Source organism: Bremerella cremea (assembly GCF_039541315.1).
Lineage (GTDB): Bacteria > Planctomycetota > Planctomycetia > Pirellulales > Pirellulaceae > Bremerella > Bremerella cremea.
On sequence record NZ_BAABFZ010000003.1, the window covers coordinates 1,412,183 to 1,429,811 of the forward strand.

Sequence of the window (17,629 nt, forward strand, 5' to 3'; positions counted from 1 at the left end):
AATCGAGCGATGATAACGAATCGAAATATGGGAATCCCTAGGGGTATAGATAAGAACCGCCCGTGAGGTCCAAAGAGCTAGCCCTCTCCAGATTTACCGATTATCCCTGTCTCTTCCGGGAAAGCAAAGCATAATCTGAGTGGCCAATCACTTTATGGCCCGATCGGAGGGGTCCGAGCCGTCCGAATCCATAAAATCAATCCCCCGACGGTCGCCGCCAGGGCACAGCCAGCCAACCCCAAATAGGCCGACTGTAAATCGGAGTTCTCACCCACCATTCCGGCGGCAAGCGCTCCGAGACCATTTCCCATGGCAAACGAGACACCGTAGCAAAGACTTCGGCGAGATCGCGGCGTGTATTTAGCAATCAGGCTATTAAATACTGGCTGATGCATAAAAAAGGTCATCACCCAGGCCGCCACGCACCACCACTTCCATTCGGGCGAAGCAAAACTCATCCCGATTAAGAATGGGATCGTCCCGGCACAGATGATTGTGAGTTGCAGTTCCAATCGATGCGGCTTGGCGATCTGCCCAGCCATGAACTGGCCGAAGCACCCCAAAATCAGCGAGCTGGCCGCCAAGACATTCCCGCCAATCTCACCTTCGGTATGAAACCCGAGAACCTGGGCATCCGACAGAAAGCGAGGCAGGAAACTCATCACGCCGTGATACGAAAGGCCAATGCAGCTCGAAATGACCAGCAGCACCCCGAAGCTTCCCCATTGCCCCTGATCTTCGGCAGTGGGCTGTCCCGAACGCGTGAAAACCCGCTCGGGCGATTGAAGGGTCAGATAGACGAACACAGCCCCGATCGAAAACGACATCGCCGCGAGCACGCCATAAAAGACCTGCCACGAGTGCGTCAGCGAAAGAACCGCGGCGGCGATCAGCGGGACACCGCCAATCCCCAGCGAACCAAACACGCCATGCCATCCCAACACCTTGGGCAGTGTCTGCGGGGTTGTTTCATGGGAAAGAAGCGCCAGGCCGGCCGGATGATAGATGCTTCCCATCACACCCATTAAGAACATCGAGACGAACAGCATCGACAGCCCGGGCAAAGAAATTGCCATAAGACAGGTCACGCCGCCGCCGATCAGGTAAAGGGCCAGCATCCGCTTGGCACCAATGTGGTCGACCAACCAACCGGCGAGCAAAGCTCCGACACCCCACGGGAAGCGCCAGACCGTTTGCAACCAGCCAGTGGTCGCAGGACCAACGTCGTACTGGGTGGCAATCGACTGCTCGACACAGGGGAGCGAACCTTCCAGCACATGCACCATGGCATGCGCCGCACAGACCGACAGAATTAGGATCAGGAACGTACTTCCGACACGCTTCACCCGGCGCTAACCTCTGCCAGTCGAGCCAGCGTCTTTTCCGCGGCTCCGCTATCGATGGCAATTTCAGCCAATCGAGCGCACTCGCTTAACGAATCGTTCTTGCCAATAGTCCACAAGGCTGCGGCAGCGTTAACCACCACAATGTCGCGTGCCCCGCCCTTCTCGCCCGCGAGAACCCGGCGAATCATGGCCGCACTTTCTTCGGGTCCGTCGACCAGCATGTCTTCTTTGCCGCGACGCTCGATACCGAACTCTTCCGGCTGCCAGACAATCTGAACCAGACCGGCCGGGGTAGCGATGGTGACGTCGGTCGCGTCGCTGATCGTCACTTCGTCCATGCCATCGCGGCCGGTAACGAACACCGCCTTGGTCGTCCCCAACTTGTGCAGGGCACTCGCCAGTAGTTCGCGGTATTCCGGCCGTCCGACCCCGAGCAGTTGGTAAGGAGCATTGGCTGGATTGCAGAGCGGGCCGAGCAGATTGAAAATCGTTGGCACACCAAGGCTCTTTCGCACGCCAGCAACGTGCTTCATCGAGCCATGCATCAGTGGGGCGAAACAGAAGCAGATTCCGACTTCCTCCAGGCAGCGTTCGATGGTCGCCACATCGGCTTCGATATTCACGCCAAGTCGCGAAAGCACGTCGGCACTACCCGACTTGCTGGTCACGCTGCGGTTGCCATGCTTGGCGACCGGCACCCCAGCCGCGGCAATCACCAGGGCGGTGGCGGTACTGATATTGAAGGTCCCGCTCCGGTCCCCCCCGGTTCCACACGTATCGATAAAGTCAGCGACCGGGGCCTTGATTTGAACCATATGGTTCCGCATGGCGGTTGCCGCACCGGCGATTTCGTCGACGCAGGGCCCCTTGTCATTGAGCGCCAGAAGCAGCGCGGCGATGTCGTCGTCTCCCCAGGCCCCCTCCATCATCTGGCCAATGGCAGACGCCATTTCTTCCAGCGACAGATCGTTTCCGGCCTGAACTTTCGTGATGACTTCTAATTGCGACAACCGACTCACTCCCAGAGCTTGATTCTGATGCCCGACCCAAACCCGCTTATTTTAGTCGCCAACGCCCCCGGGTCCTACCCACGATGCATCTGCCGCTGGAAGACGAAACTTGCTATAACAACAGGGGATATCGATCGATCTTGGCTCATCGACGCTTGCCGGTTGGCTTTACATGATCGAGAACCCCACGGGGCACCCGATTTGGTCCAGGGATTCCGCCTGTGAAAAGGCTGGGGCCCAACCGACCCGGCGCATGCCACCCAAATCCGTTGCACACACCTTGAAGGCCAGGAGGTCCCGCCCATCATGTCCAGGAAGGTAATTATCGATTGCGACCCAGGGATCGACGATGCTGTGGCATTGATGATTGCCCTGTTCGATCCTCGCCTGGACGTCCTTGCGGTAACCTCGACCGCCGGCAACGTCAACGCGGACCAGGCCTTTACCAATCTTCAGGCCCTGATCGAGTGCCTCGATCCCCCGCGTCGCCCTCGTATTGCCATGGGAGCCGGCCCCCGTTCCGCTCCACCGGTCGACTCGACTTTTCTGCATGGCAGTGATGGTCTCGGCGAAATCCATCTCGATGTCGCCAAGCTGCATCAAACCCACCCGGCGGAAAAACTGATCGGCGACGAAGTCCGGGCCTATCCCGAAGAAGTGACCATCTTGTGCCTCGGTCCGATGACCAACGTGGCGAACTGCCTCCAGCGCGATCCGCTGTTCGCTTCGCAGGTAGGACAAATTGTCATCATGGGCGGTTCGCTCAGCGGCGTCGGAAACGTCACGCCTTGTGCTGAATTCAATTGCCATTTCGATGCCGAAAGTGCTCGACGGGTCCTGCACTCGAAGACCACCAAGACCTTGGTCCCGATCGATGTCACCAGCCAGGTAACCTTCGGAATCGACCTGCTGGAGAATATTCCGAAAGGAAACTCGCGCGTCGCGAACCTTCTGAACCAGATTCTGCCCTACTCGTTCCGTTCGCATCGCCGACATCTCGCCCAGGAAGGGATCTGCCTGAACGACGCGGTGGCCCTGGTCGCCCTGCTTCAGCCAGAACTTTTTGAGACCATTCCGCTGGCGTGCGATGTTGAGACGCAAGGTGATTTGACGCTGGGTGCGACCGTGTTCGATCGTCGCATCGTCCGGACTTGGACTCCCAACATGGAAGTCGCAAGCACGGTCGATGTGAACAGTGTGAAAGATTGCATCCTCCGCGGCATCATTCAGGCCGCGCGCGAAACAGCCGAGTAATCGCTTACTCGGCTGTTATCGATGCTTGAATGGGAAGGCATTCGCTTAGTTCTCGAACCGGTTTCGAGCAGCGAGGCGAACCGACTTTTCGATGAACTTGCCATCGCGATAGATCTCGACCCGGATGTCTTCATCCAACGGGCAGAGGCTGACAATGTTGATCAGTTGCAGGTCGTCTTCCACTTCCTGCCCATAGAACTTGGTGATGATATCGCCGACCTGGATCTTGGCCGCTTCGGCCGGCGAACCTGCCGTAACACCACTTACCTTGGCCCCGCGAGCACGGAACAGGCCAATCTTGGCGGCGGCTGCGGCATCAAAATCGGCATCCATGCGGACACCAAAAAACGCCCGAGCGACCTGACCTTTCTCGATCAGTTGTTCGGCGACGCCCAATGCAGCGTGGATCGGAATCGCGAAGCCGATGCCATCGTTTCCGCCTGAGTTGCTGGCGATGGCAGTATTCAAACCGATCACTTCGCCGCGAAGATTGATCAGCGGTCCGCCGCTGTTGCCAGGGTTGATGGCGGCATCGGTCTGAAAGAAGTTCTGGAGCTTCAGCCCCTGACGTCCCAGTTGGAGGTTCCGTCGTCCCACCGCGCTGATGATGCCGTAGGTAACCGTCTGGCTCAAACCGAAAGGGCTGCCGACGGCAAAGACCTTTTCGCCGACTTCGACCATCGAGCTGTCGCCCACTTCGGCCGGGATCAAACGTTCGGCGACCACTTCGACCACCGCGACGTCGGTATCGCGATCGGTAAGAACACGTTTCGCTTTGATCAAGCGGCCATCTTCCAGGTAGATCTGAATGCGTTCCAGTGGAGCCTGGTTGATGACGTGACGATTGGTCATCACGAAGTAGCTGTCGTTATGCTTGAAGATAATGCCCGCCCCGGCTTCATCGACTTCGCTCGAAGCGGAAAAACCATTGCCGGCGGTGGTGGTTTCAATATGGACGATCGACGGGCGAACGAAGCGAACAACCTTCTTCAAGTGGTTCAGCTCGCGTTGCAACATGTCGGCTTCCGCCAGGATTTCGTCTCGCATCGCCGATCGATCGGAATCGAACTGGGCCAGGTCTTGCCCGGCGACGGCGGTACTGATCAGCAAGAGTAGCGAGAGAGAGAACAAAGGTCGCATAGCATCGATACCAAAACCGGGGGAGTTGTGGTGATGCGAACCATCATGGCACGCACCTCACTACTTAGATCGTGCTAGCACCATGGGTGATAAAAGAAAAACGGGACGAGTTTTACCTCGTCCCGTGGAAAGTATGCGGGTTGTGACGACCGTGCGTTAGTTAACGGCTTGGGTGTCGTCGGTCTGGGCCCAGCTCACGCCATCAGGGCCGAGCTCTTCCAGTTCGCGCTGGCACTTGATGCACAGCGTGGCATACGGAAGGGCCTGCAGACGGGCAATCGGGATCGAGGTTGTGCAACCTTCGCATTCACCGTACTTGCCTTCTTTGATTCGCTCCAGGGCGGTGTCGATGCTGGCAAGTTCGCGACTTTCGACTTCGGCCAACTGCGAACTGAGTTCGTCCTGAACCGAATCGAGGGCAAAGTCGACGACGTCACCTGAGGTCTGCTCGAGCTCTTTCAACAGACTCAAGTCCCCAGCGAGGGCCTTGCGGAGCGCATCTCGACGACGAAGGAGAATCTCCTTCATTTTGCTGATAAACTCGTCTCTTGACCGTGCCATGTTGTCACCTTGAGAGCAGGAAAGTCGTATTTTTAGCGATTCGTTTCGCCCCTGCCTAGTATTTGAATGGACCGCATATTTCGCGATGAAATCCGAAACCGTCGGCCCCCCTGATCGGCGGGCAAATTCTACCTTCGTCTGACGTAACGAAACTATAGTACGCTGCCAGGATAGTTACGAATAAAAATTTCCACAGATTACGGATACCCATATCCGTTATAGAAATTGTCCTAACCTAAGCTGACATAGCAACTTATCAACTACCGCAATGCAGCTTGTCATTCCGACCGCTCCTTCGGAAGTCCCTCTGTTTTTCATCTCAAGACACTTTCCTCTTGCGAAAATGAGGTTGACACGCTTAAGGCGAGCTTTCTGCGGCGCAATCCGATCATCGACATTTTCTAAGTAAAACCCTATTCAATTTGCATGGGTGAGCTCTTTTTGACCCTGCAAAAGTACCGTGGAAGAACTTTGACCGCCGGGTGCCTGTGACCTATATCCCTTAGCGAAATAGGCGATTACCTAACGGGCAGCTTAGCTAGGTGTGCGCCAGATAGCAGGCTTTGATATGGCCTTGTCCCGTTGGTGATCTCCACGAAATCGAAATATTGCTATGGTCCAAAACAACCTCGCCCCCCCTTCTAAACGCGACTCCAAGCTCTTGGGGAAGGCCAACGCTCCGTTGGTCCTGAAGGTGGAAGGTACGGAACGCGACGGTCAGATCATCCGTATCCATGCGCCCAAGTGCCTGATCGGGTCGGCCCAAGACTGTCAATTGCGTCTAATCGCGGCCGACGTTCAACCAAAGCACTGTGTTATCTATCGCGGTCCAACCGGGATGGTCGTCAAATCGTGGACCCGCGACACGCGTGTGAACGGCACGACCATTTCCGAAGCCTGGCTCCGCATTGGTGATCAACTGAGCCTCGGCAGCTTAAGCTTCGAAGTCCTGGCCGATCAGCTTAACGAAACAACCACGCCGGTCGAAGCCAGGCTGCCGGTCAGCCAGTCGCACAAAGCGCTCCGCCGCCGCTCAAATCGCCGGATTCGCAACCTGTTGGATATGGTTCGCCAGCAGAAAGACTCGTTCCAGTCGCTGCAGGCAAAGCTCGACGAAGCCCAGACCCTGGTCGACTCGTTGCTCGCCCGTGAATCGGAAACCGAACAAACTTCGCTCGTGCAAAACGAACAGCTTCGAGCCGATCGTCGACAGCTACGCCAGACCAAACACAATCGCGTTCGCGGATTGCTGTCGCAGGTCCGAGAACTGACGCAAGGCAATGGCAAGCTGCAAGCCGAACTGCGCGAGCAACTCGAGATCAAGCAAAACCAGCTCAACGAACTTCGCCAGCAATTGGCGGCATCGGACGATGCCACCGAAGCGGAACGCTCGCAGCAGCGTCGACTGGAAGCCGACTTGTCTGAAGCGAAGCAGATGATCGGGCATCTCAAAGAACAAGCAACCGAGCTGACCGCTCGCGAAGAGCAACTGCGTGGCCAATGGCAGTCGACGCGAAAGCTTGCCAACGCCCGTGTAAAATCGATCCTCGCTCACCTGCGTCAAACACGCGAACAAGTCGCTCAAGCACCGGAAGACGAAGAAGATGCCAATGGCGCCGTGTCGCGTCTGACCGAACTTCGTTTGGCTTACGACGAAGCTTCGCGCGAACTGCAAGAGAATCGCAGTTCGTTGAAAGAAGCGGAAAGCGAACTTGCCTGGTCGCAGGAAGAGCTGCAAGACCGCGAAGGTCAGGTCAAAGATCTGAACAGCAAAATCGCCGACATGGAACTGCAGTTGGCGAAGGCTCAACAGGCCTGCGAGCTTGCCGAGAACCAGGAAGATCATTCCGATTTCGAGGCCGAAGTCAACCAGCTTCAACAAAACTTGGAAGATGCATCGCTTCGCGGTGACGATCTCCAGATGCAACTCGATGAACTGCGTCAGCAGAACCAAGATCTGCACGAGACGATCGTTCAGCAGAAGCAAATCGAAGCGGACTGGAAAGACCAACTGGAAGAGGCTCGCCAGCAGTGCCTTTCGATGCGTCGCCAATTGGAAGAAGAACGTCGTAACGCCGCCAGCCCGCATCCGGCGGACGAATCGCACACGCACGACGACCAAGAAGAAGCGGCGATGGATCACCTTCGTTCGATGGGGATCTTGCGCGAAACACCGAGTCATGACGAGTTCCAGCGACCAGATCCTCAGCCATCGCATGAAGAACGAAAGATCGATCCGAAGACCGGCCTGACCAGTTATCCCAACTTCCACTTTCCAGAAGACGAAGAACTGGAAGATACGGACGATGAGCCAGCCTACACACCGCCGGAACCTCCCAAGCAGGAAGCTCACTCCGACGACGATGTGTCGATCGACGACTACATGCAAAGCTTGCTCGCGCGAATGCGAGCCAAGCATTCGGGCGAACCGGAATCGCAGCCGAAGGTTGAAGCGAAAGATAAGCCGGGGGCCAAGTACGTGCCGGTGGAAGAAAGGGAAGAAGAACATGCTTCGCTGATCACGCGGGAAGAGTTCATTCCTTCGCGATCCGCTCCGGAACAAACGTCCGACATTCGCCGCCTACGCGAACTGGCCAACGAACAAGCCAAGGCCGCCATCGACTCGGCCACGCTCAATCGTTGGGAACTGCTGTGCAAGTCGAAGCTGGCCGTTTCGCTGGTCGCTTTGATCGCAGGTTTGTTTTTGAACTACCTATCGCCAAGCTACCTCAGCACAGCGTTCGCCGGAGCTTGCATGGCCTACGTGGTGACCGTTTTCTGGTGGCTGCAATCGGCAGTCATTTATCAGCACGTGAAGAAACATCGCCGCGAGCGGATGGAAAAACGACTGAGCGACGAAATCGTATCGTCGCAAGAGTTGGCCCATCATGGTGAATTCCAACTCCCGTCAGAGCCGACAAAAGAAGATCTCGCAACCTGACGCGAATCGATTCTTCAAAACTGAAAGCCGCCCATCGAGGCGGCTTTTTTGTTGTGGCTATCGAGCGAATCCAGCGTTCGCCAAACTTAGGTTCCACGAGCAAAGCCAAACCATTCGATCTGCTTTCGCTGGCAGAACTGCAACTGGTGCTCTTCTGCCCAAGGCTGCAGCCATACGCCAATCGTTTCAAGTTGCTGCTGTTCGATCCCTTGCGGCATGACGAACACGCGGCTGCGATCGAGTTGCGGCAAGCGGTCGAGGTAAGCCAGCACTTCGTCGCAATCAGGCTGCCGATCGATGACGAACTTCAACTGATAAGGAAACTCGTCGAGCAGCCGACGAACGACATCGATCTGGTCGCGGGTCTGTTCGTGACGACGGTGCCACCGAGGATGCTCGTCCGGGTTCGGTGCGGAATTGGAAAGCTTCGGGCTGATCGACATCAAATCGCATGGGAGCGGCAAATGAAGCGTGCCAGCCGTTTCGATGGTGATGTGCCGCCCTGAGTGACGGATCCCTTCGCACAGCGGAATCATTTCCGCAAACAGCATTGGCTCGCCACCCGTCAGCACGACGTGATCGACATGTAGCAGTTCGATCCGGCCGAGGATCTCGGCCACGGAAAGGTCTTCCCCTTCCGGGTTCCAGGAAGCATGGGGAGTATCGCAGAACCAACAGCGCAGATTACAGCCGCTGGCCCGGACGAAGGTACTGGGCACTCCGGTGAGCAGCCCTTCCCCTTGGATCGATCGATAGATTTCAGCAATACGCACGCAAACTAACCGAGACGCAACTCTGCTTGAGGGCCGACTTTCCCTTTCAGGATGCTCTGGCCGCGAGATATACGAAGCTTCGCCAGCCCCCTGGTACGATGCCGGTGCCTGGCGAGAATCTCTCAGAATACCCATAAAGAGCCCCCAGCGCAGGCCGAGTTCGGCAGACCGTAGGCGGAATTGATGAATTTCCGCGCGAAATCCGCCAGGAAACGGCCGTTTGACAACCGGCTCTAGCCTTCGCTGAGATTTGCCCCCAAAATAGCAGTTTACCAATCAGCCAGGAGTTAAGACCGTGTCAGAAGAGAATCGCGGGCTTCTCGAAACCTTCGAGAACCAGCACCCCCAACGAGACTACGAAATCGAAATCAGCGTGCCTGAGTTCACCTCGGTCTGTCCGAAGACTGGTCAGCCCGATTTCGGCACGATCATTATCACGTACATCCCGGAAGCATTGTGCGTCGAGCTGAAAAGCCTGAAGATGTACATGCAGGCCTACCGCAATCAGGGGATCTTCTACGAAAACGTAACCAACGTGATCCTGAACGACCTGGTAAGCTGCCTCGAACCACGCTGGATGCAGATCCGAGCCGAGTTCACACCGCGTGGCGGTATCAGTTCGACGATCACGGTCGAACACTACAGCGAAACGCCACCAGATGAACTAACCGTCATCTAGGCGAATGGCAAATCCTGGCCCTTGCTTGTCCATCGGGAGAACACCATGAAACATGCGAATCGCAGTTGTCGAATGTGGATCCTCTCGATGGCCTGCTTGCTGGTCGGTTGCCAACAAACGTCTCCGCAACAAGACTACGCCACCGAGGCGCTAGGCCTGACCAGCGAATTGACCGAAAGCGGTATGCGTTGGGGCCAAGAGATGCGGCCCTGGTTCGAAGGCGAAAAGGTCGACATCGAAGCGGCCAAACGTTCTCATGAAAAAGCGTTGCAAGACGTCAAGAATGTTCGGCGGAAGATCAACGCGCTGACCGTTCCGAGTGACCCTGACTCGCAAGCGTTCGCTCAGAAGCTGCAAGCTTATCTCGATTGGCAAGTCGAACTATTCGATACCGAGTTTCGCTCGTATTGCGAGGCAGCCGAGCAGGAAAACCCAGGCTCGCCAGAAACACGTCAAGAGATCGCCATGCGTTTGACGTCGGTCTATCAAGACGAACTGCAACGCAAGCAGCAGCTCTCGACAGCGGTCCGCAAACTGGGACTGAACATTAGCCCGTAACGGTCTGATTTTAGCCCGACAGCGATGCGTTCGGCACACGATGTCAGGCGACATCGTCTTCCATCAGGGCTCTTGCGACATGCCGACGGGGCATTCACAATACGACTTGCCGTATAAAAAGCATTAACGCCCTAGAGAATCTTTACGCGACACGAGCTGGATTAGCGCCATGACTGCCAAGCCCCAAGTTATTTTGACCGGTTTCGCTGACGAATCTGCCAACCAGAAGACCGCCGAGCAGCAGTTCAGTGCCTTCGCAGCGTTGGGTCTGGAATACTACAGCATCCGCTTCATCGACGTTGGCAATGGCATCAAGAATGTCATGGACCTGACCAAGGCTGAGATCTCGAAGCTGCGAACGATGGAAGGCGAATATGGCCTGAACGTTTCGTCGCTCGGTTCGCCGATCGGCAAGGTCAAGCTGCAGGATGTCGAAGACGGTACCAAGAACCGCTATGTTCCGTTCGAGAAATACCTGGCCAAAGACGTCAACAAGGCCTGCGAACTGGCGCATGCGTTCGAGACCAAGCTGATCCGTGGCTTCTCGTTCTATCACCCGAAGGGAACCGATCCGAAAGATCACATCTCGCAGGCCGTCGATCAACTCGGTCAAATTGCCGAAGCGTGCCATCGCAGCGACCTGACGTTCGGTCTGGAAGTTGAAGCGAACCTGATCGGTCAGAACGGCGACATCCTGGCCGAGATTCACAAGAAGGTGAATCACCCAGCGATGATGCTGATCTTCGATGCCGGCAACCTCGTTTGCCAGGGCTACACGCCAGACGAAGTATACGACCAGTACATCGCCATGAAGCCAGGCATGGGCTGGATGCACGTTAAAGATTACAAGATCACCAAGCCAGTCGGCGAAAAGGGTCACATCGACGAAGACGCACTGAAGAACTTCGTTCCTTCCGACCTGGGCGACAGTGCCTACGAACGCATCATGCGTGACTTCGCTTCGTCGATTCCGAAGCTGGAAAAGAAGCTGAAGAAGCGTGGCATCCCAGGCGTGTTCGTCGACCTCGAACCACACGTCAAAGGTGGCGGTCAGTTCGGTGGTTTCAGCGGACCAGACGGTTTCGGCGTGGCTCTGCGTGGCTTCTGCCGCGTGCTCGATTTCGCTGGAGTCGATTACCACCTTCGCGACTTCGACGACATCATCGCTGCCCGCGGTTTTTAGTCCGCGATGCTTTGCAAATTGTGACAACTCACGAAGACAGGTTCCCCGGGAGCCTGTCTTTTTTTAGAGCAGCAGAAAGGGCCCGGAATGTCTCGCGAGCGAATCACGATTGGTGGCTGTCCGAAGTGTGGATCGGCTCTGCTGACCTGCCAGCACAATCACTTCCAGAATGATGAACTCGAAATTCATTCGTGGGAGCACAAGTGCCCCGACTGTGGTTTCCGCCAGACCGAAGCGTTCCGCAGCGACGACGAAGACGAACCATTCGATCCGGTGGAAGCGAGCCAGTGCCCCTTCTGTCAGCGTCTCGCCAACGATACGCCAGACGGCTAGTTCTTGAGCGTTCGACTAAGCAGCCAACCGCCAATCGCCAGCAATGCGACATTGCCTAGCCAGACCGCACTGGCAGGCCACTGGCCATCTTTCGCCCGATCGACCCCCAAGGCCATCAGCGGGTAATACAGCAGCAGCACCGGTAAGAACGCAGCAAAGAAGCTGGTGATGAAATCGCTGCTACGTTGGCGGATCGCCAGGGGAATGCCCAGCATCGCAAAGAACAAACAGCTAAAGCCATTCGCCCAGCGACGATGGGGCTCGGTCTTGAGGCGATTGATCTGCGAGGCCGACCAGTTCTTTTCCTTCGACCAATAGATCCACGTCGGATCGTCCTCGGCGGGTGCCTGACCGGTCACCAGGCAGGCCGCTCCTTTCGCAGCTAAGACCTGGGCGACCTGGCGATGATAGGTCGCCATCTTCTCGCGCCAGTAAGGAAGTCGTCGCATCGGTTGATGCGAGGCATCTCGAATCCCTTCGACCGCAGTCGCGTCGTCCAGTGGAATCGAGGTAACGAACTGCCCTGGATGTTCGAACCGTTTTCCTTCCGGGCCAGTTGAATTGATGCAACTGTCGGTCAGCGTTACCACGACCCGTTTGTTTTCAGGGTCGGACTTCAGCTTGGCACTTGTGGCCGAGATAGTCACCATGCCCTGTTCGCCAGGATTGTTAATCGAGATCTCGGGGCGTATCAGCAGATCCCCTTCGACATCACGGACGAGAATCGAAAACTGATCGCTGTGGAACGACTTCTTGGTATTCAGCACCCCGTATACGATTTCGTCGATCGATTGCATAACGACTCGTCGCAGTCCAAGGTGCCCCCAGGAAACCGCCACGTCGTTCAGCCAGACACAAAACAGAGACAGCACCAGGGCAATGAACAAACCCGGTGCGATCAACGACATCGGCGAGATGCCTGCCGCTTTGATCGCGTTGAACTCGTTGCTAGCACTCATTCGGCCGTAGACATTGCAGACAGCGAACAGCATCGTGCCTGGGATGGCGAATCGCAGAGCGTTGGGCAGTAGATAAGGAATCGCTTTGAGCAGCGGAACGAGTCCGAGCCCTTCTTTGACCGCCTGTTGCCCGAGACCGATGAACAGTAGTAGCCCGGTCAGCGAGCAGAGGGCCAGTAAAAAGACCTTTACCAGCTCTTCGACGACATAGCGTTGTAGTATACCCATCGCGATCGAAATCCATTTCGATCCGGTCCCGACACCATGCCGGGGTAAGAATCGGCCCATACTGTAGCAATATTGGCCAGATCGGAAAACGACAATCGCCGGCGGAAGCCCGTACGCGGCGAGAAGTTCTTAGGTCAGATCGACGCGAGAATCATCTTCCAGTGGGTTCTTCGACCCTTTCTGCCCTCGAATCTGCGACATCAACGAGCCGATCGACATCAGGAAGTGCTTCGAGGAACTGTAGTATTCCCCTTTCTTCATCTCGCTGTCCGCGCGTTCGCCCAGTTGTCGAACGCTCTCCCAGTCGATCGTCCATTGATTCGACTCGGCCGCGTCGCAAAGCTCGTCGTACATGATCTTCAGATTGAGGGATGTGTTCGAGTCGGCCTGACAGGTGGTCTCGGAGTAAGGACCTTTGCCAAAGCGAAACCGCTTCTTGACCGGCAAGGGAATCAGTTCGCCGGTGAACTTGTAGACCAGCGATAAGATGGTGACCATCACACCGACCAAGGCCGAGGCCAACGCGTATAACGGCTGCCCCAGGTAATGAGCCAGGCCGGCTCCCGCAAACAGCAGGAAGATTGCCAGCAGCAAAGTCCGCGGTATCTTCCGCGCCTGACGTTCGACCGGCGGAGGGGGAAGGTCTTCTTCTTCGATCAGGGGGTCATTCTTACACGGATCGTTCACCAACTTCTCGTCGGTTACCTTCGCCACGATCACAGTAATATTGTCCGGACCACCCCGCAGGTTAGCGAGGTCGATCATCAACTGGGCGGCTTTGGGGGGATCGAGCGAGTGCAGGATCAGGGCGATCTCTTGGTCGGTCACCGGCCCCGAGGCACCATCGCTGCACATCATGAACGTATCCCCCACTTCCAGAGGAAACGCTCCTTCCAGGTCGACTTCGACTTCGGGCGAAGGGCCCAGCGAACGAGTGATGACGTTCTTCGGAATTGCCGCGTAGACGTCCGACGAGTATTCCTTGCCGGCGGTGGCCGCTTTGATTTCCCACGCCATGCTGTGATCGAACGTCAACTGCTCGAGCTTGTCGCCACGCAAGCGATAGATCCGGCTGTCCCCCACGTGCCCGAGCACGGCCCCTTGGGGCAGCAGAAGCAAGCAACTGCAGGTCGTTCCCATCTTATGGAACGCCGCGTTGGACTCGCCTCGGCGGTTGATGATCATGTTGGCTTCTTCGATGGCCGAAGTAAGGGCCATCGCAGGCTTCTTGTCGAGATACTTCTTATAGAGGTGCCGAACCTGCTCGACCGCGATTTCGCTAGCAAGTTCGCCGGCGGCATGGGCCCCCATGCCATCGGCAACGATAAACAGGTGCCCGCGTCGTTGCCAGTCTTCCCAGGTTTGCGAGAGTGCCACCCCGAAGTGGTCCTGATTGTTGGATCGGCGCATACCGATGTCGCTCATGGCGGCGACATGGAGACATCCGGCCCAGTCATGCTTTTCACTCTGGGGCATACCAGCAGAAACCTACTCGATTCTCGTTTGATGGGGTCAAATCCACGAGATCCGTCGCGCAACGCTGGTCGGCGACGTTCCTAATCTTCCCTAGATTCTTCGACGCCGCGTGGGCCAAGCCTGCAATAACGTCAACAAAGTTGTTTAAGGAGCCTTCGATAATAAACGCAGCCGCTAGCTGGGGCAACTTGGCAATGGATAAGGAATTATGGATTTCTAACCTGAAACGATCCACCCTCACTACGGATTCGCAACTACCCGAATTTTTCTGCGCTGGTGGTCGGAAAATGGTCTGGGGAAAGCTATCTGGCCATGGATTTAAGAGATCGCTATACTCCCGCCCCACAACTTCCCCACGATTCAGGATAGCTCATGGGGCCATTTTTCCCACTAAATACAACCGTTTTTCGACACATCGGTGTGCTGGCATTGCTAATCGCGATCCTGGCCTCGTCTGGCTGTGTGCGCCGGCGTTTCAGCGTTCGGACCAATCCGCCTGGGGCCGTGCTGTACGTCGATAACCAGGAAATTGGCGTCACGCCGGTAGCGACCGACTATACCTATTACGGGACACGTGAAATCCGTCTGGAAAAGGACGGGTACGAACCAGTCGTCCAACTGCACGAATTCAAGACACCTTGGTATCAGTACCCAGGGCTCGACTTCGTGAGCGAGAACCTCGTCCCCTGGGAAATCCGTGACCAGCGCGAGCTCGATTTCGAGATGGTCCCGCTCCGAATCATTCCACCAGAAGAACTACGTGCCCGGGCCGAACAGCTGCGAGCCAACGCTCAAGCTGGCTACATGACGCCCCTCGCACCACCGCAGCAAGCTCCGGTCCCGTCGATGGTTGTCCCACCAACCTCGCAACGCGTTCCCTACTGGGAGCAACCAGGGCAAACGTTGCCACCCCCAGCCGAGCAAGTTCCGCCACCAAGTTCTGGCATGAACAGCTTGCCTTCCGGTGGCTACGAACTGCCGCCACTCCCCTCGTCCGGCTACTAACCGGCTCGAATTTGACGGCATAACATCGAACCAACCTCGTCAGCCAGGGCTTCAACACCCTGGCTTTCTTTATGCTGGGACTCAGCCGTCGCCACTCCCCCGCTCTGCGGAGTCCAAGATCCGAAACGGTGAGATCCAAGAGAAGCCGTTCTGCCTGCTTTCCCTTGAGAGACTCCGTCAGACGCCAATGCGTGGCGCTTGCAGGATAGGCAATCCTTCTTCTAGGCCATGGATTGCCGCCGCCAGAGTTCGAGCCAGGCTTATTTGATGCCAGACTGATTGCGGTTCAGAGCACCCTTCACGCCGATACGACCTGGGTCGCGGGCGATCTTGTCGACGAACACGCGGGCATCTTCCACGATCGGACGCAGCCGAACCGAGAGTTCCCGAATGTTGGCTGCCGCGTCGTTCAGGTTCTGATACAGATGCGGATCGTTGATCAGTTGGCCCAGCGAGCCTTCCGATTCATTAACCTTCCGCCCGAACTGAGCGAGTTGCGCTACCAGGATGTTGAGGTTCTCGGTGCTGTTCTCGAGGTTGGCGACCAACTGTTCGCCACGTTCGCCCAATGGCTCGGTGAAGCCTTCCAGGTTCTCGAGATTACGATCGGCCCGCCCTGCGACGACACGCAGCTGGTCGATCAGCTTACGCGACTCCTGAATGGTAACCGGCAAGCCTTCGAGGGCTTCTTTCAACTGATTGTTCAATTCCTGATCACCCACCAGGTTCTGCACCCCAGCCAAAGCTGAGTCGAACCGATCGAGGGCACCTTCGGTCTTCACCATGATGCGTCCGACCTGATCGTCGTTTTCTTCGATCAAGCGATTCGCGTTGGCGGCGAAGCGGCTCACATTGCTGCCGGCATCTTCCAGCGTAGCAATCGCCGAAAGCAACGAGTCTTCCAGATTGACGAGCACCTTCAGCGGATTCGAGGCGACCGAACCATTGATCTTCGCTCCGTCCGGCAGCGGCTGATTCGGCAGCCCTGGTCGATCGGTCGGCACAAATTCGAGCGCGGCGTCGCCGAGCAACGATTCCGACACGATGCGGCAGACTTCGTTCTCGTGCGGCATGTATTCTTGTTCGACTTTCAAGGTGACCAGCACCTTGCGATCGTCTTGCAGTTTGACATTGCTTACGCGGCCGATCAGGATGCCGCTGGTTCGTACCGGCGTATCGATCGTCACGCCCGGTGCCGTATCGAAGACAACGTAGACTGTTTCTTTATCCGACAAAAACTGCGGCTGCTCGCCCAGCAAAAAGAATAGGATCCCGGTCAGCAGCATTGCCACCAGCATCACAAATCCGACTCGAAATTGGAGTACGCGGTCGTCCATGACACTTGCTCACTTCGGCTAGTCGCCGATGAAGGCTCCCATTTCTTCGATACGTTGGCCCGCTTCTCCCCGGACGAATTGAATCACGCGTTGATCGGAACAGTCTTCGACATCTTCCGGCCGTCCGTCGTACAGGATCTGTGGTTCGGCTTCTTTCAGCCGCGTGGCCGGATACATCATGATCATCCGGTCGGCGACCTTCTGGGCCGTTCGCATGTCGTGCGTCACGACGATACTGGTCACCGGATACTTGCTGCGGGTTCGCAAAATCAACTCGTTAATCACGTCGCTCATGATCGGGTCGAGACCGGTGGTCGGTTCGTCGTACAACACGACGTCTGGCTTCAAGACCAATGCCCGAGCCAGGCCCACCCGTTTTCTCATCCCGCCAGAGAGTTCCGCCGGTTTTTTCCAAACCACCGACTCTGGCAAACCAACTTCACGCAAACGGTTAAATACAATCTCGCGGATCTCGGACAGCGGTTTGTTGGTGTGCTGCTTCAAAGGAAACGCCACGTTCTGACCGATGGTCATGCTGTCGAACAGCGCCGCATTCTGGAATACGAATCCAAATCGAATTCGTTCCTGGGTCATCTGCTTGTCGTTCAAAGTATTGATGTCGCGGCCATCGAAGATCACTTCGCCTTGGGTTGGCTGGATCAATCCGATCAGCGACTTCAGAAGCACCGTCTTCCCGCAACCGCTCTCGCCGATCAGGGCCAACGTTTGCCCGCGAGGAATGCTCAGGCCAATGTCGCGCAGCACGGTCTGCCCGCCGAACTGAACGAGCAGGTCGTTCACTTCGATCAAGGGCTGGGCATCGTCGGCTTCGAGGCGGGCATGCAT

The 17,629-nt window shown here is 56.6% G+C and carries 16 protein-coding genes; 7 read left to right on the plus strand and 9 right to left on the minus strand.

Annotated elements, in window-relative coordinates; genetic code table 11:
• Window positions 1-152: 152 nt before the first annotated feature.
• A complete protein-coding gene (locus tag ABD890_RS08030; protein WP_345087652.1) occupies window positions 153-1,346 on the minus strand; it encodes an MFS transporter in 1,194 nt (397 codons plus the stop codon).
• Window positions 1,343-2,356, minus strand: a complete 1,014-nt coding sequence (trpD, locus tag ABD890_RS08035; protein WP_345087654.1) for an anthranilate phosphoribosyltransferase — start codon at window positions 2,354-2,356, stop codon at window positions 1,343-1,345. The genes ABD890_RS08030 and trpD overlap by 4 nt, the downstream gene beginning before the upstream one ends.
• A 306-nt stretch (window positions 2,357-2,662) precedes the next feature.
• On the opposite strand from trpD, the gene ABD890_RS08040 reads away from it, so the two are divergent.
• Window positions 2,663-3,610: a nucleoside hydrolase gene (locus tag ABD890_RS08040; protein WP_345087656.1), complete on the plus strand. Its 948-nt coding sequence runs from the start codon at window positions 2,663-2,665 to the stop codon at window positions 3,608-3,610.
• Between the two features lie 45 nt (window positions 3,611-3,655).
• Here the strand turns inward: ABD890_RS08040 and ABD890_RS08045 are convergent, their stop codons facing one another.
• Together ABD890_RS08045 and ABD890_RS08050 are read right to left on the minus strand one after the other, a co-directional pair.
• Entirely contained in the window at window positions 3,656-4,750 is a 1,095-nt protein-coding gene (locus ABD890_RS08045; protein WP_345087658.1) for a S1C family serine protease, read from the minus strand.
• Window positions 4,751-4,906: 156 nt separating this feature from the next.
• Complete coding sequence (locus tag ABD890_RS08050; RefSeq protein WP_345087660.1) at window positions 4,907-5,278, minus strand: TraR/DksA family transcriptional regulator; 372 nt, start codon at window positions 5,276-5,278, stop codon at window positions 4,907-4,909.
• Between the two features lie 646 nt (window positions 5,279-5,924).
• Between ABD890_RS08050 and ABD890_RS08055 the strand changes: the two genes are divergently transcribed.
• Entirely contained in the window at window positions 5,925-8,252 is a 2,328-nt protein-coding gene (locus tag ABD890_RS08055; RefSeq protein ID WP_345087662.1) for an FHA domain-containing protein, read from the plus strand.
• A gap of 86 nt (window positions 8,253-8,338) precedes the next feature.
• Here ABD890_RS08055 and ABD890_RS08060 read toward each other — a convergent pair whose 3' ends face one another.
• Window positions 8,339-9,025, minus strand: coding sequence for a 7-carboxy-7-deazaguanine synthase QueE (locus ABD890_RS08060; protein WP_345087664.1), 687 nt, complete (start codon window positions 9,023-9,025; stop codon window positions 8,339-8,341).
• Between the two features lie 295 nt (window positions 9,026-9,320).
• Between ABD890_RS08060 and queF the strand changes: the two genes are divergently transcribed.
• The 4 genes from queF (at window position 9,321) to ABD890_RS08080 (ending at window position 11,778) form a co-directional block, all read left to right on the plus strand.
• On the plus strand, window positions 9,321-9,704 hold the full coding sequence (gene queF / locus ABD890_RS08065) for a preQ(1) synthase (protein WP_345087666.1): 384 nt from the start codon (window positions 9,321-9,323) through the stop codon (window positions 9,702-9,704).
• 45 nt (window positions 9,705-9,749) lie between these two features.
• On the plus strand, window positions 9,750-10,262 hold the full coding sequence (locus ABD890_RS08070) for a hypothetical protein (protein WP_345087667.1): 513 nt from the start codon (window positions 9,750-9,752) through the stop codon (window positions 10,260-10,262).
• Window positions 10,263-10,431: 169 nt separating this feature from the next.
• Window positions 10,432-11,445: a sugar phosphate isomerase/epimerase family protein gene (locus ABD890_RS08075; RefSeq protein ID WP_345087669.1), complete on the plus strand. Its 1,014-nt coding sequence runs from the start codon at window positions 10,432-10,434 to the stop codon at window positions 11,443-11,445.
• A gap of 87 nt (window positions 11,446-11,532) precedes the next feature.
• Window positions 11,533-11,778 (plus strand): hypothetical protein, encoded by a 246-nt coding sequence (locus ABD890_RS08080; protein WP_345087672.1) that lies wholly within the window; start codon window positions 11,533-11,535, stop codon window positions 11,776-11,778.
• Here the strand turns inward: ABD890_RS08080 and ABD890_RS08085 are convergent.
• Both ABD890_RS08085 and ABD890_RS08090 read right to left on the minus strand, forming a co-directional pair.
• Complete coding sequence (locus ABD890_RS08085; protein ID WP_345087674.1) at window positions 11,775-12,965, minus strand: LptF/LptG family permease; 1,191 nt, start codon at window positions 12,963-12,965, stop codon at window positions 11,775-11,777. The genes ABD890_RS08080 and ABD890_RS08085 overlap by 4 nt on opposite strands.
• A 129-nt stretch (window positions 12,966-13,094) precedes the next feature.
• Window positions 13,095-14,441 carry a PP2C family protein-serine/threonine phosphatase gene (locus tag ABD890_RS08090; protein ID WP_345087676.1) on the minus strand — a complete coding sequence of 449 codons (1,347 nt, stop codon included), beginning with the start codon at window positions 14,439-14,441 and terminating at the stop codon, window positions 13,095-13,097.
• Window positions 14,442-14,813: 372 nt separating this feature from the next.
• Between ABD890_RS08090 and ABD890_RS08095 the strand changes: the two genes are divergently transcribed.
• Window positions 14,814-15,446 (plus strand): PEGA domain-containing protein, encoded by a 633-nt coding sequence (locus tag ABD890_RS08095; RefSeq protein ID WP_345087678.1) that lies wholly within the window; start codon window positions 14,814-14,816, stop codon window positions 15,444-15,446.
• Window positions 15,447-15,706: 260 nt separating this feature from the next.
• Here the strand turns inward: ABD890_RS08095 and ABD890_RS08100 are convergent, their stop codons facing one another.
• Window positions 15,707-16,783 (minus strand): MlaD family protein, encoded by a 1,077-nt coding sequence (locus ABD890_RS08100; protein ID WP_345087680.1) that lies wholly within the window; start codon window positions 16,781-16,783, stop codon window positions 15,707-15,709.
• Between the two features lie 18 nt (window positions 16,784-16,801).
• Window positions 16,802-17,629: an ABC transporter ATP-binding protein gene (locus ABD890_RS08105; protein WP_345090860.1), complete on the minus strand. Its 828-nt coding sequence runs from the start codon at window positions 17,627-17,629 to the stop codon at window positions 16,802-16,804.